Below are 14,553 nucleotides of genomic sequence, written 5' to 3' on the forward strand. Positions count from 1 at the left end.
TTTTGTACGCGACCATTCCATCATTATATATGTTTTATAATAATAAAAAAGACATTGTCTTTTTATTAAAGACAATGCTTTTTTAGTCTTATACTTGTACTTGTTGTACTTGTAAAACTTTTAAAGTAAGATCTAGTACAATTTTTTCACGAAGAGTTCCAAATGGCTCGTTTAATTCTGTTGGACAAGGTGAAAAGTCTAATTCGAAAAATTGTGCGCTTACTAATTCACAATATGGTTGTTCATTATAAAAAACTGTATTTTCGAAGAAGTATTTGTCTAAACGTGGTAAATCACCATTTTTAGGATTAATAAAGTGAGATGTAGTATCTGAGGAAGAAGCTACTACAGCTTGTGATAGAAAATCAGCTGCTGTTAAATCTGCAAAACCAGAAAATGGAACATTTGCAATACGATCATATAGCACTCCATTACACTCATCATTTGCATATTCAATATTTTTACGAATATATCCTTGTACAAATAATTTTGCTCTTGTAACTCGGCGATAATTTGTACCTGGTACTGGAGTAAATGCTACAGGAACTAACTTACATTGTGTTAAAAATACATTTTTTAACACACGTTTAATCTCAGTTGCTGGAGGATCTAATGAAATATCAGATTCTACAACAATTTGAATTGTTCTTTCTGCTAATACAACTGGTATTTTTACAATCGGTGTTCCTGGAGTAAGAATTGGTGTTGCAGCTGCATCACTTAATGGCGTTTGAGTTTGTCCATCTACCTGACATGGTACATTAATTGGGCATTGTTCGCTCATATTTTATAATCTCCTTTATACAATATTTTGGAGTTTTTTAACTCTCTATACTGTATATGTATCTCTTCTATTAATGCGTGGGTTTGTATAATAGTTACTTTCATCATTTACAAAAAAATAGCAAATTTATTGTTAGTTAAACACACATAACTTAATATATTAAGCCTTGATGATTATCTACCTATATAAAAAGAGAATTTCTGAACCCTCATCGTGGAAGTAGGAACTGATGTGTTAATTATATTCACTAGTAATAGAAGAAAAATCAATATTAGTATCACTCTACTGTTGAAAAAAATAAAAACCGACTAAAAAAAGTCGGTTTTTATACCCAAATTTTTGCGGAATCCCTTCATCCTTATCATTAATATCATTGTTTTATTCTCAAATTTTTCACTAAAATTTATCAACTCTTCTTAGGAAACCAATCTTGTCGTCATTCTTTTCCCTTAATTTCATTTATTAACATCTCTTTTAATACCTTTTTATCTTTGGATAGTTTAGTTTTTGTTTGCAATTATAAAAAATAAGACTACTAAACGTTAATTTACTAGTCTTATGACGTTGTACAATCCGTACACGCTCCCGTTCATTCACTTATTATTTACAAAATAAGTATCATATGCCTTATCAAAAACATACCCTAGCTTTTCTGCTAATTTGACAGAAGTACTATTCGCTGTGTCCCAGTTTGGATACCTCCCCTTTTCTAAACAATCCAATATTAAGGTCGCACAAACTACAGTTGCCAATCCCTTTCTTCTATGATCAAGATCAGTAGCAACTTCAATTTCAATACCATCATTATAAATACTATATGATGATGCACCGCATACGACTTCTCCATTATACAAAATGCTATAACCTATACCTCGATTTACATAATCATCTATTGATCGAAATTGACTTGTAAAATCTTCAGAAACGTTGTGTAATGTTGGATTATTTGCGATATGCTCATCTATTTTTCTTAATTCATATCCTTTTGGAAGTGCAGTTATAAAAGATTGTAATTTTGAGCGATTAAACACTTCTGCATTTCTTTTAAATTTATATCGTAAAAACTTATCTATTTTTCTTTCATGGAATGTTTCTAAACGCTTTTTCCATTGATCACTATTTACGATTACTAAAATTCTTTCAGGGATGTTACGTAATAACTCTTCTGTCTCTTTTGCATTTGAATCCCCAGCGTAAAATGTGAAAATCCCTACCGTAATTTGCGCTACTGTCGGGTTTTCAAGATCGTTCACCCAGGCATTGCCCATATGTCCTTGTAAATAAGAAAGTAGAACAACATTATTAAAATCCTCGAACATAGAAACTAATTTTTTTCTTGTATGTATTTTTGCCTCATATATCATTTACATTCCCGCTTTCTTTAAAATCAACTAGACTCAACATTTTCATGAGTTAACTTTTATTAGTATTCTTATACACACTTATTTATTATCTAAGTAAATGTCTATGAAACTCAACTCTCAAATATCAAATAATTACAAATTATACGTAAATTCAATTTTATTATAACATCTAATTTCATTGAAATGATTTACCAATCAAGAATTGCTATTTTCAGATTCACTTTAGTCCTCATATCTCATTTTCTATTTACAGGTAAAAACATTATTATTCACAAATAATAGATAGCATTAGGACCATACCACATAGCTATCCACTCAATTAATACATTGTTTCCCAAAACGAAAAATTTGTAATTCCTCAATATAAAAATACATACCTCCCAATATTCTAATGAAAACTATTTGTTGATAAATTTTTGCATGTATACCAAATCAAGATAAATAACTGTAAGATTGATTTGTAAATAAGCTTATTAAGGGGGATTATAAAATGTCTGATTTGTATTCTCGTCTTTCAAAAAGTGATGCCGCGGTTCTTCTAGTGGATCATCAAACAGGTCTTATTTCCAGTCTAGTGCGTGACTATGGTGGTGATGAATTCAAGAATAATGTTTTAGCTCTTGCGAATACCGCTAAGTTTTTTGATTTACCTGTTATTTTAACAACTAGCTTCGAAGACGGTCCTAATGGTCCACTCATGCAGCAATTAATCGAACTATTTCCAAATGCGCCTAAAATAGCGCGTCCTGGACAAATTAACGCGTGGGACAATGATGAATTTGTAAAAGCTATTGAAGCAACGGGTAAAAAACAGTTAATTATCGCAGGTGTCGTTACTGATGTTTGTGTTGCGTTCCCAGCTCTATCAGCTATAAATGCAGGGTATGAGGTATTTGTTGTAACGGATGCATCTGGAACTTTTAGTAAACAAGTTGCTGATGCCGCTCTTATGCGTATGGCTCATGGAGGGGTGCAACTAATGAACTGGTTTAGCGTTGCAGCAGAATTACAGCGTGACTGGCGAAATGATGTTGAAGGTTTCGGAGCTTTACTTGCTAAGCATCTTCCAAGTTATCAAAATATCATTGGAAGCTATATGGGGGCTCAAAGAGAGCTTAGCAAGTAAAATCTTAATATAAAATCAGAATTGGTATTGTATTTTCGTTAACTTGATGGCGATATATGGTAACAATGATGACTAATTATTCCTAATAAAATTCACTCCCCAAAAAACTTACAGCAGGTATTTACATAATTAAAAAAAGGGCTGTCGTAGCAGCCCTTTTTTTAATTATTTTACTAATATTGTATAATCGCCTACTCCACCGCTATATTTATTTACACTTAAATAAATATCCCCTGCAATTGACTTCTTTCATATTTTGTTGCGTAAGCAGGGTACCTAATTTGCATGTTTATGGCAGTGACGCATTAAGGAATAACACGTATCAATTGATAGTACAAACCAGCCTATTTCCCGCTACTACGGCCTATACAGTATAGAAAACAATAAATACCTTTACTTTCATTAGTGTATCTAAAGAGAAGCTAAAAAATTTCCGATTCCACACAATAAATGGTTAAATTCAAATGTAACAATTTTTCATTTAATCATTTTTATGTAAAAACCCTCATTATAGTGTACGAGGGTTAATTACGATAAATACATTATAACTCCTTCTTAGAAATGTAAGATTCCGTCTCACCATTTTTATATATTCTAGTTAACTTAATAATTGAATTGTACATCATACTATTGTCGTTAATAATCTCTTTTTTCATCTCTTCTATTTCGGCATTTCCAGTTCCACTCTCTATTTTTAAACAGTTTGAAATGTTGAGGTATCCATTTGATGCGAAAAGAATGATAAATGTAATATCAGGAAAGTTAATAAACAGTAATCCAAATTTCAATGGATTTCCAGTTATATCCGATAAGATTAATCGAAAATCTAACAGTTCAGGTACCGGAACGAAATCTTTAGAAACAATCGCTTCACCTACTATAGTAATTTGCTTTACTACATTCCCAAGCTCATCTACAAATTCAATACATCTAGGTGGATCAATCGTTGTTGCCTGTAAAGATAAACTTAATTCAGGATTATTAAAATCGAAGAATAGTGTACTTCCCTCATTTAAACAATGTGGACAAACATTTCCAAGTAAACTGAATTCATCTTCAATAAATTTAACTTTCGTTTTACAACTACAAACTTTCCCTATTCGAATCGCATCAATTCTTGAACAATCTACAAATATTACCTCACTGTCTTCTTGTGCAAACGACACTATACCTTTTATCTCATTAAATGAAATAAAATAGGATACAACTATTTCGTTTCCGTCTATTACGATACTCTCAACCCTAGAATAAGGATGTAAACTTTTCAAAAATTCACATATACTATTTTGACAACATTGACAATCACGTTTCGGCTCACAATCCACTGATTCTCCATTCCTTTCCTATATGTTTTACCTAATAAATATAATATGAAAGGTATGTAAGAAAAGCTTGGACAATATAACCCTAATATTAGTCTAGATAAGTATACAGACATATGCCTGTCAAATTAAGAAACTCATCGTTCCTCAAATAAGTAATAAAATATATTTTTCACTATAAATGCATATAACAATTTCATCTTTCAACAAAAAAGCGTTATAATAAAGTGAAACTTCTATTAGCGGGGAGCTTTATCTCCTACTAATGGTTAGCCCTCACCAATCGGGCTCTTACGGGCAGTTATCTCCTGCCGTCCTCATCATTTGCTTCTTCACCTTGAGGCGGGAGTCTACTGCTCGTTATTGCGGGATGAATTGCAGCCTCTAAGATTACGTAATAAAGGAGATTAAAACAATGACTAAAATTAAAGTATATCAAGTAAAAGAAGAAAATATGGAAGCAGTAAAAAACATCATTGATGTTGAGGAACAAAACCCAACTGCTGAGAACTTACAAAATCTATATACATGTGTATTAGATACTGAAGATATGGCATTACCTGAATCATACGTTGAAGAAGATATCTTAATTGATTCTATGGAAGTTATGGTTAACGCTTCTCAAAGCAAGCTAAGAGACTTAGGTACATATGATGTAATCGAAGTTCAAAACAAAGGTAAGAAAACACAAATTTTATTATTAGCAGACGAAGAATACGAAATTATCGAAGGCTAATTCGACTCCATACATAAGAAAAAGCTCCTTTCAAAATTGAAAGGAGCTTTTTCTTTATGCTTTTGATGTTTCACTTTTCACCTTGCTTTGTTCTTTTTTATATACCATGCGCTCATTTCCCATAAAGAAAACGAATACGAACGCTAAACTTGCGGGGACTAACGCCCACATAAATGTCTGAACGATTGAACTAGAGAGAGCTTCAATAATTTCATCTAATATTTGCGGCGGAATTTGAGATCTTGCCGATTCTGATAGAATAGCTCTTGAATCTCCTAAAGCGTTTGTATTCATTCCCCCGCTCATACCTTTAAACGATTCTTCTAATTGATCCTGGAAACCAGTTCTTTGAATCATTCCGAAAATTGTAATACCAAGTGTCATACCTAATGAACGAATGAAGTTACTCGTTGAAGTCGCAGAACCGCGTTGCTCCATACCGAAGTTATGAATAGCAGCCATACTTAGTACAGAGAATGAGAAACCAACTCCAAAACCGATAATAACCATATAAATTGTTAATAATATACGACTTGTTTCTGGCGTTAATGTACTTAATAAGAATAATCCGATTAGCATAATTGCAGCAGAAATAATCATAATGTTTCGGTAGCTAAGTTTCGATGTTAAAAATCCACCTAACTGCGCTGTAACTACTGATCCTAACATCATTGGTAATAACAATAATCCTGAGTTTGTTGCCGTACCACCGTATACACCTTGAATAAATAACGGAATGTACACAGTTGCTGACATAAATGCCGCCCCGTAACATAAGGCAATAATTGTACTCATTCCGAATAGACGTTGTTTAAACATCTCAAATGAAATGATTGGTTCTTCTACTTTTCGTTCAATAACAATAAAAGCAATTACTAAAATAGCGAACCCAGCAAATAAACTTAAAATAAAGCTAGAATCCCAATCATACTTTTGTCCGCCTAATTCTAAGGCGAACATTAAACAAACTACTGCACCAACTAAAGTAATTGCGCCAAACCAATCAATCTTTTGTTCTCTATGAACTCGTGACTCTTTATAAAATAATGTAATAAAAATAAGTGCTAAAATTCCAAGTGGTAAGTTAATATAAAACACCCAGTGCCAGCTAATATAATCCGTAATATATGCGCCAAGTAATGGCCCGAAAATACTTGATAAACCAAATACTGCTCCGAATAAACCACCCATTTTCCCGCGCTTTTCTGGAGGGAAAATATCAAAAACGATAGTAAATGCGATTGGCACTAGTGCCCCGCCGCCAATACCTTGAATGGCACGATAAATACCTAACTGTGTAATATTTTCAGCAGTTCCACAAAGTGCCGAACCAATCATAAAGACGATTAAACCGAAAATAAAGAATCTCTTTCTACCATACATATCTGATAGTTTACCGAAAATCGGCATACCTGCCATTTCTGCGACCATATAGGCAGAAACGACCCATACAAAGTTTTCAAGGCCTCCTAAATCACCAACGATTGTTCCCATCGCTGTTACGACAATGGTATTATCCATTGATGCCATTAAAATCCCTAGCAATAAGCCCGCCACAACAAAACCGAGCTTATTATTCTTCTCAACCATAACCTTGCTCTCCCTCATACTACTTATATTTGTTTATGTTCTTTTACGACTGCATTACCTTTCTGATTAAAACTAGTATGATATTCTACTACACTAATTTCACAGCCAGGGCCAATTATAACATGATTTCCTCTTACTACGTCTGCTATTGTATGTTCTAAATAAATATCATCCCCTTCAATAATTGATGTTTGAAGGCTTCCTGCATGACTTGTAAAAGGAATAAATCTCGCTTTTTTACGTACTGTAATCTTTTTCCCACCGATTTCTCTCACTTTACTTCCTTCATAACGAAGTGAGATTTCAATATTTTCAGCATTAAGCAAACCATCACTTTCAAGACCACCAGTTAGTAATAATTCCTCTACTTCTATATCTCCCTTTACATTTAAAGCGCCTTTCACATCTACGAAATCACCGGATAGCTTCCCTTTAAAATCTATCATACCTCTAACTTTTGTTTTATTAATTTGTCCGTCGCCTTGTACTTGGGCATTGCCATATACTTTTACATATTCCGCCTCCATATTCCCCTGTACTTCACTATCTCCATACACGACATAATTTTTCGCTTTCATATTGCCACGTACTTCACTCGTACCATACGTTTTAAAATCATTACAACTCATATGATTAGAGATTGTTCCTTCGCCGCGTATCTTTACTTTGTTATAATCTCCACCTGCTGAGCTACCTGATCCATTTACAGTAAGACTATGTTGATTTTCCATACCGATTCCTCTCTCCCTTTTAAACTTAAACTTGCTTAATTTCTTTTACATTTGCGCTTTTATCAACAGTAAGAACCCCAGTATATTCAATTAGTTCAATCTCACAGTTCGGCCCTACAGTAACATTGTTTCCTCTTACCGTTTTTATGTGAGCATAATCAATATCGATATTGTCACCTTCTAGCAGTTCAGCTTCTAACTGTAAGCCAAATACTGTTTTAAATAGTCTACTAAAAGCACTCAATCTATGTTTTACTTTAATGGTTTGGCCACCAATTTCTTTCGCTCTACATGTACCATGAATATTTATATTAATTTCATCTGCGCTTAATAATCCACCAACTGTAAATTGCCCTTCTGAAGAAAAAATATCAACTTCACAATTACCATCAATCGTAGCTTGACCATTGATTTTAAATTCTTCACCAGTTACATTACCACCTATCGTCCCTTTTCCTGCAATTTTTAAAGTGGTCGCCTTTACATCTTGTGTAATTGTCCCTTTCCCATCGATTCGCATCATTTCTGCACTAACTGTACCCTCAACTTTACCTGATCCGCTAATTCTCGCATCGCTACTTTTCAAATCACCAGTAACAATTCCGTAACCATTACATTCAAATTGGTCGCACTCAACGTTTCCATTAACAGTTCCTTTTCCATTTAGTTGCACTTTATGAAACTCTCCACCGTTTGATGAACCATATCCGTTTATAATTAAATTTTCTGTACGCATTATTTCTCCTCCATTACAACAGTTTAGTTTTTAATGCTTCGGTAAATTTCATAATTGCTACACGTAAAACAATCTTTGTTCCCTTTTCAAAAATTAAATCCTCAACGCTTGATACTAAGAAGCATGTAGAAACCCCTAACTTCCGAATAATAACTAAGTCACAATTTTTATGTTTAATCGCTTCATAATTTTCACGTAAAACTTGTAAAACCATTTTCCCTTCTTCTAAGCTAACGTCTCCTGATTGAAGAAGTTCTTCTAACACGTATACATAAAGAATATCTGCAAATTGAAAATCTGCCGTTTTGTTCGTTTGCTCCATGAAAAATTGTAAAACAGGTTCTGATGTAATTTCTTTACGAATGAGATCTTCCTTTGCTAAAAGAATCTCTGTTACGCTTGGTGAAAACATATTTGCCAATTCATCAAGCGATAGATCCTCTTTCATCGTTTGAATTTTATCAATACGCTCTAATATCTTTTCTTTTGGAAAAAATGTTTCCTGACCTGTGAACGTTGACTTCCGTACAAACCAATCTTCCGGTATTAAATTTTTTCTCTTCCACCTATATAACTGTCCGTATGAAATACCAGTTAACTCTAATAAATCTTTTTTTGAAATTAAATTTGTAATCAACTGTATATCACTCCTTCCTAATAGCAATGTAACATAACACTGTTACGCTGTAAATGGACTTTTATAACATGTAGCGTAACAATGTGCAAAACAAACTTCATTTCCATACAAAAAAGGTTCTTACACATCTTACTAACATGCATAAGAACCTTTATATATCAAGCCTTAAACCATATTTGATAAAAATCAATCCAACCTTGTGGATTAATCATTATATTTTGCACTTTTTCGTGTGAACTTACTTGATGTTTGTTACGATATAAAGGAATAATATGAATTTGACGTAACAATGTGTCTTCAATATCGTGTAACAGTGTCATCCGTTTCTCTAATTGATTCTCTATAAAATAAGACTGCAATACTTCGTTAAATTTTATATTGCTATGTTGATGAATAAAGCTGTTTTTTGTAAGAAACATATATAGTAAACTCTCTTCAATACGCTCACTAATTGTCGCACTATCATGTATTATATCAGCCTTTTGTATCTTACTTGTTTGCAATAACTCTTTTGTTTCAAGAAAAACGACTTCAATAGTGACGCCATACTTCGCACACTCTTTTTGTATCCAATATGAGTCTTCAACATGATCTTGTTCTGTAAATGTATATAGTCGCAGTGTTTCATTACGGTAAGAGCTCTCTTTAATAAGCTTATATATGTCCTCATTTATATGTATAGTGCCACCCTTTGTTAGAACCAATTCTTCTGCTATTTCTCCGCGCGCTCCTTGCAATTCCTCGATAAGCGCATTGCTATGAATGATTTTATATAGAGCTTTCCGAAACATCGTGTTTTGCATAGGTCCTTCTTTTGCGGTATTTAATGTAGTGTATGTTACATTCGACTCAAGTCTAGTTAGTTCTTTATGATGCTTTTCTATATTGTTATAGTGTGCTTTCGCTAAAATATCGCACGTATTTACGCTGTGCTCTACATTCCATAATTCAATTCGATCGAGAAATGGTCGCTCGCGAAAATATAAATCATTTGCTTCTAATACGAATACATCCTCATTCTTTTCGCATAATCGAAACGGTCCAGTACCGATTAACCTTCCATCTCCATCTTCATTTACAATAGAACACTGTTCTGTACTTAAAGCATGTAAAAACAGCTTATTATCTGTAGATAAACGAATCTGCACAATGTAGTCATCAAGAATATGTAAACTTTCAACGTGCTGTAACATCCACGCATGCGGATTATTTTTCGCTTTCAAGAATCGTTTAAATGTATGTACAACGTCATAAGCAGTAAATTCTTTCCTGTTATGAAACTGAACACCTTTTCGTAAGTAGAAGGTCCATATATATTTCTGGTCATCATATTCCCAATAAAACGCAAGTCTTGGCTCTACACTGTTTGTATTTCCGTCTATATACACTAACGTGTCGTATATATGTTTTACCATATGACATTCCGAACGCATCGTAGCGTATACAGGATCTAATGCAATATCTAGATTCATTTGGACTTGCAAACGTAGTACATCTCTTCTCCCTTTAGATGTCCTTTCGACTTGATACCCGAATATCGAATCTATCCAAGTTTGAAATTGAGTTTGAAGTGATGGAAAATATGAGCTATACCTTTCAATAAATGCACTCCCGTTTTTTACATCCCCTTGTTTCGTTATTTCTTTTCCTCTTTCTAAAATTAAAGAAAGTGGATGTTTTTGAAATAACAACTTTGAACGATTTCCTCTCCCTCGGCCTGGAAACCACATAATCCAATTAAATTCTTCTAATTTTTTTATGATTAATTTACTATTTCGCTCTGTACAAAATAAAGTTTCAGATATATTTTGTATTGTTATTTCTAATTGTTCTCCCTCTGCTCTCCCATTTCCATACTGGAGCCACAGGTGCATATATTGCTCCAAAATAATCATAAAACGCCCCCTAAAAGATGAAAAATCTTCCTCTTTCATTCTACCCTTTTTCATTTCTAGCTTCCATCTTATCATTTCAATATAGAAAGGAGGAAATAAAAATGAAGTATCTTTTAAAACGTTATAATAAGCCTATTCTCATTCGATTGTTCGGTGAATTGTTAGTCCGAACGACTGAAGCGATGTTAGCTATCATTTTTATCGTTCATGTTAATAAAGCGTTAAATGGTAATGTCATCGTTACAATGCTTCTTTTCGGATTACAGCCTCTCGCTGATATTGTGTTTACATTAATCGCTGGGGGTGTAACAGATAAATACGGCCGAAAGAAAATAATGTTACTCGGATTACTTTTACAAGCTTTTGCCGTAAGCGGCTTCGTTTTTGCTGAATCGGTCGCCTTTTTCGCCTTATTGTATGTAGTAAATGGTATTGGACGCTCATTATATATTCCGGCACAGCGCGCTCAAATCGCTGACTTAACGAGGGAAGAAAAACAGGCAGAAATATTTGCTGTTCTGCATACTACGGGAGCAATCGGCTCTGTAATTGGCCCATTAATCGGCGCCTTTTTCTATACTAGTCACCCTGAGTATTTATTTATTTTGCAAGGTGTAGCCCTTACGCTATATGCTATTCTCGTTTGGACGCAGCTTCCTGAAACGGTCCCACTCAGACAAAGCGTTAATAAAACTAAAGAAGTATATTCGCCAAAACAATTTATTTCAAAGCATTATGCTGTGTTTGGACTTATGGTTTCTACACTACCTATTAGTTTTTTCTACGCTCAAACCGAATCGAATTATCGCATATTCGCCGAAAGTGTATTTCCAAATTTTCTATTTGTACTCGTGTTTATCTCAACTTGTAAAGCTGTCATGGAAGTGATTCTCCAAATTTTCCTTGTGAAATGGTCTGAACAGTTTTCTATGCCTAAAATCATTGTTATTTCCTATACTTGCTTTACGTTAGCTGCGATTGGCTACGGTTATTCCACAACAATATGGTCATTATTCTTCACATTGCTCTTTTTAGTAATTGGGCAAAGTATAGCTTTGAATCACTTACTACGATTCGTTTCACAAATCGCTCCAAGTCATAGACGCGGATTATATTTTTCTATATACGGTATACATTGGGATATTTCAAGAACTTGTGGGCCTTTTGTAGGTGCATTGTTATTAAGTAAATTAAGCGGTAGTACTCTATTTTATATTTGTGCCTTCTTATTAATAATTGGTGGTATCATTCAAGCATTTTTTGTTCAGTCATTAGAGAAAACAAAAGCAAAAGAGCTGTCCCTATAGGAACAGCTCTTTTATTTAACCTGCCATATTATTTATGCTATCCTCCGGTGAGAACACAGAAATATGATGTACTTTACCGGTCGATTTCGGAATTATAAATTTCAATTCAAATTGGTCATTTACTTTATAAACGTATATTTTGTCATTACCATTTACTTTAACAGACGCTGGTTTTCCTAAAGCCTTTTCGATTTCTTGCAACGTAATCGATTTGAGTTCTGAATGATATGAGCGAACGTCAAAGACTTGAGATCCTTTGTTAAAGCCAAATGCTACATTTTTACTTGTAAAAGTTGCATACATCCCGTTGCCTGCTTGATCAGTTTTATCTGCTTTTCCCCACTCTTTTTCTATTTCCTCGATGTCACCTGTATGTGCTGCATATGGTACGTTAGGTACTTTACCTTCTTTCGCTTGCTCAAATAAATATTTTACATGGTTAATTGATTTTTGATTAAGCACTGTATTTTTCGTATTAGACTCCGTTGAAGGTTTTACCGATTCTTGATCTTTTGGTTTTTCCACAGGTTCTTTCTCTTTTTTGGGAGCAGTCTCTTCATTCTTTTTACTCTTTTCTGACGTATCGCTCTTTTTTTCCGTACTATTTTCTGATGTTGAATTAGTTTGTTTCTTTTCCTCAGCGTTAGTACATGCGGTTAAAGCCGCTACACACGTTAAAGTTAGGAAAAATATAAGTACTTTCATATATACTTTCATCATTTTCAACCTCCCTCTTCAATATATTCACTTTTGTAACCATTCCATAACACTACTCCTCAAATTATTTTTGGTCCAAAAAGTAAGTGCTTCGCTTTCCCCGAAAGTATTCACAATATACTCCATATACGATGTTCCTAAAAAATAACCGAGTCGATTGTATCCGAAATAGTTCCCTCCGGATAGACGGAACCATTCTTTCTCTTTTTCACCTGTCCACCCTTTAACATAATCTTGTAAAAAATGTTTCTTAATATGATCTTTATGTTCTTCATAGCAATACAACCAATCGTCACCATCATTATCATATGAATAATAGACTGATTTACTTAATCCTTTAGCTATTCTTTGCGATAAATATGTCGCGACTCCCTCACGATATAAACCAACCGCTGCATCAGTCCATTGTGCTTTAGTCCAATCCATTCCACTCTCTTGCAATACGAAATTATGATATATATGACCAATTTAATGAGCAACGATAACACGAAGATGCTCCCTTTCAGGAGATAATTTTTCTGCCGAAAGAAATATATCCCCAATAATATCGCTTTCTACAAATGCATTGGAACCAAAGCCACCTACAAATAGATGAAAAGTCAAATCTATATTAAAACCAAATTGAATGTGATACTCCTCACTAATTTCTTGAATAATAGATGGTAAAGTTTCCGAAATAATACGGATGTCTTTTAGTTTTTCAGGATATTTTTTAATTGTACTAGAAAGACGTTCTTCCGTCTTAGGACAATGATAATTAAAATACTCTTCAAATGCTTCTGGATACATATCATAATATTTGTCCAAGTCATGTAATCCTATATCATCGCTTTCCAAAAGCTTCAAAAAGCTTGGAATTGTATTGTTAATCATCTTATTCATCTCCTTGTATACACCTTCTCTCCATACTCGCTATATCCTTTTTGTAACTTGAATTAAACTGCTACAAAATCTCCTTTAAATGCAAAAAACCAGCAGAAAGTGAATACTCATTCTCTGCTGGTTTAATGTTTTGTTCCTTCTGAATCTTATTCAAATCATTTGTCATGATCAGAAATCCATTAAGATTAACTATTTATATAATTAAAAAAGCTGTCCTATTAAAGGACAGCCTTAATTATGTATTTTATACTTCGATAGATTTACCGTCTTCAACGATATGGTAAAGTAAGTGCGCTAAATGATGAATTGGACCATTTTCTTCCTCTTCTTCATTTGTCTCACCTTGGAATTCAAGATCATTTAAGTATAGTGCTAAAAATTGATAGAACAATTTCAAATCAAATCCGTAGCAAGCACTTGGTTCTTCATGATCTCCTTCATATTGTAACATTAAGTATTGCTCGTTTCCTTCTGTATCTTCAGCATCAAAGAATACGAAGAAACCAACGTTTGTATCTAAATCAAATAGATGACGAGTACCTTTTTCTGTTGCTTTCTCGAAGTCCTCTTCACTTAATTTATGTACTGTTGTTGCCTTTGCATTATCCTCTTGATGAAAATTTACTGTAAATGATTTCAATGCTGACACCTCCTGATTGTATAACAGTAGCATAACAGATTAGACAACATAATACAAAGGGACTGCTTACAAATGTAAACAGTCCC

The 14,553-nt window shown here is 33.6% G+C and carries 13 protein-coding genes and 1 pseudogene; 3 read left to right on the forward strand and 11 right to left on the reverse strand.

Annotation, left to right across the window (positions count from 1 at the left end):
- Nucleotides 1-88: 88 nt before the first annotated feature.
- Complete coding sequence (locus NSS97_RS14785) at nucleotides 89-784, reverse strand: CsxC family protein (protein ID WP_002013348.1); 696 nt, start codon at nucleotides 782-784, stop codon at nucleotides 89-91.
- 593 nt (nucleotides 785-1,377) lie between these two features.
- Nucleotides 1,378-2,148, reverse strand: a complete 771-nt coding sequence (locus tag NSS97_RS14790; protein WP_107886758.1) for a GNAT family N-acetyltransferase — start codon at nucleotides 2,146-2,148, stop codon at nucleotides 1,378-1,380.
- A 490-nt stretch (nucleotides 2,149-2,638) separates the two neighbouring features.
- Between NSS97_RS14790 and ycaC the strand changes: the two genes are divergently transcribed.
- Complete coding sequence (gene ycaC, locus NSS97_RS14795; protein WP_107886757.1) at nucleotides 2,639-3,274, forward strand: isochorismate family cysteine hydrolase YcaC; 636 nt, start codon at nucleotides 2,639-2,641, stop codon at nucleotides 3,272-3,274.
- A 542-nt stretch (nucleotides 3,275-3,816) separates the two neighbouring features.
- On the opposite strand, the gene NSS97_RS14800 is transcribed toward ycaC, so the two are convergent.
- Nucleotides 3,817-4,599 carry a BC_2878 family exosporium-associated protein gene (locus tag NSS97_RS14800; RefSeq protein ID WP_016101230.1) on the reverse strand — a complete coding sequence of 261 codons (783 nt, stop codon included), beginning with the start codon at nucleotides 4,597-4,599 and terminating at the stop codon, nucleotides 3,817-3,819.
- Nucleotides 4,600-5,011: 412 nt separating this feature from the next.
- Here NSS97_RS14800 and NSS97_RS14805 point away from each other — a divergent pair, with 412 nt between their 5' ends.
- Nucleotides 5,012-5,332: a hypothetical protein gene (locus tag NSS97_RS14805; protein WP_002032538.1), complete on the forward strand. Its 321-nt coding sequence runs from the start codon at nucleotides 5,012-5,014 to the stop codon at nucleotides 5,330-5,332.
- Nucleotides 5,333-5,386: 54 nt separating this feature from the next.
- Here the strand turns inward: NSS97_RS14805 and NSS97_RS14810 are convergent, their stop codons facing one another.
- The 5 genes from NSS97_RS14810 to NSS97_RS14830 form a co-directional block, all read right to left on the reverse strand.
- The gene (locus tag NSS97_RS14810) at nucleotides 5,387-6,922 is read right to left on the reverse strand and encodes a DHA2 family efflux MFS transporter permease subunit (protein ID WP_107886756.1); all 1,536 of its coding nucleotides are present in this window, start codon (nucleotides 6,920-6,922) and stop codon (nucleotides 5,387-5,389) included.
- 23 nt (nucleotides 6,923-6,945) lie between these two features.
- A complete protein-coding gene (locus NSS97_RS14815) occupies nucleotides 6,946-7,653 on the reverse strand; it encodes a polymer-forming cytoskeletal protein (RefSeq protein WP_044438155.1) in 708 nt (235 codons plus the stop codon).
- A gap of 25 nt (nucleotides 7,654-7,678) precedes the next feature.
- A complete protein-coding gene (locus tag NSS97_RS14820; protein WP_002189907.1) occupies nucleotides 7,679-8,389 on the reverse strand; it encodes a bactofilin family protein in 711 nt (236 codons plus the stop codon).
- Nucleotides 8,390-8,402: 13 nt separating this feature from the next.
- Entirely contained in the window at nucleotides 8,403-9,026 is a 624-nt protein-coding gene (locus tag NSS97_RS14825; protein ID WP_107886755.1) for a DUF4004 family protein, read from the reverse strand.
- A 158-nt stretch (nucleotides 9,027-9,184) separates the two neighbouring features.
- Nucleotides 9,185-10,960, reverse strand: a complete 1,776-nt coding sequence (locus NSS97_RS14830; RefSeq protein ID WP_341114640.1) for an ABC transporter substrate-binding protein — start codon at nucleotides 10,958-10,960, stop codon at nucleotides 9,185-9,187.
- A gap of 62 nt (nucleotides 10,961-11,022) precedes the next feature.
- Here NSS97_RS14830 and NSS97_RS14835 point away from each other — a divergent pair, with 62 nt between their 5' ends.
- A complete protein-coding gene (locus NSS97_RS14835) occupies nucleotides 11,023-12,228 on the forward strand; it encodes an MDR family MFS transporter (RefSeq protein ID WP_341113100.1) in 1,206 nt (401 codons plus the stop codon).
- Between the two features lie 15 nt (nucleotides 12,229-12,243).
- Here the strand turns inward: NSS97_RS14835 and NSS97_RS14840 are convergent, their stop codons facing one another.
- From NSS97_RS14840 to NSS97_RS14850, 3 genes and pseudogenes are all read right to left on the reverse strand, one after another.
- Nucleotides 12,244-12,948 (reverse strand): YjgB family protein, encoded by a 705-nt coding sequence (locus NSS97_RS14840; RefSeq protein WP_341113102.1) that lies wholly within the window; start codon nucleotides 12,946-12,948, stop codon nucleotides 12,244-12,246.
- Nucleotides 12,949-12,972: 24 nt separating this feature from the next.
- Nucleotides 12,973-13,818 (reverse strand): annotated as a pseudogene (locus NSS97_RS14845) (aminopeptidase).
- A gap of 253 nt (nucleotides 13,819-14,071) precedes the next feature.
- A complete protein-coding gene (locus tag NSS97_RS14850) occupies nucleotides 14,072-14,467 on the reverse strand; it encodes a hypothetical protein (protein WP_002084959.1) in 396 nt (131 codons plus the stop codon).
- Nucleotides 14,468-14,553: the final 86 nt, after the last annotated feature.

It is taken from the genome of Bacillus sp. FSL R12-0074 (assembly GCF_038005725.1).
GTDB classification, from domain to species: Bacteria; Bacillota; Bacilli; order Bacillales; family Bacillaceae_G; genus Bacillus_A; species Bacillus_A mycoides.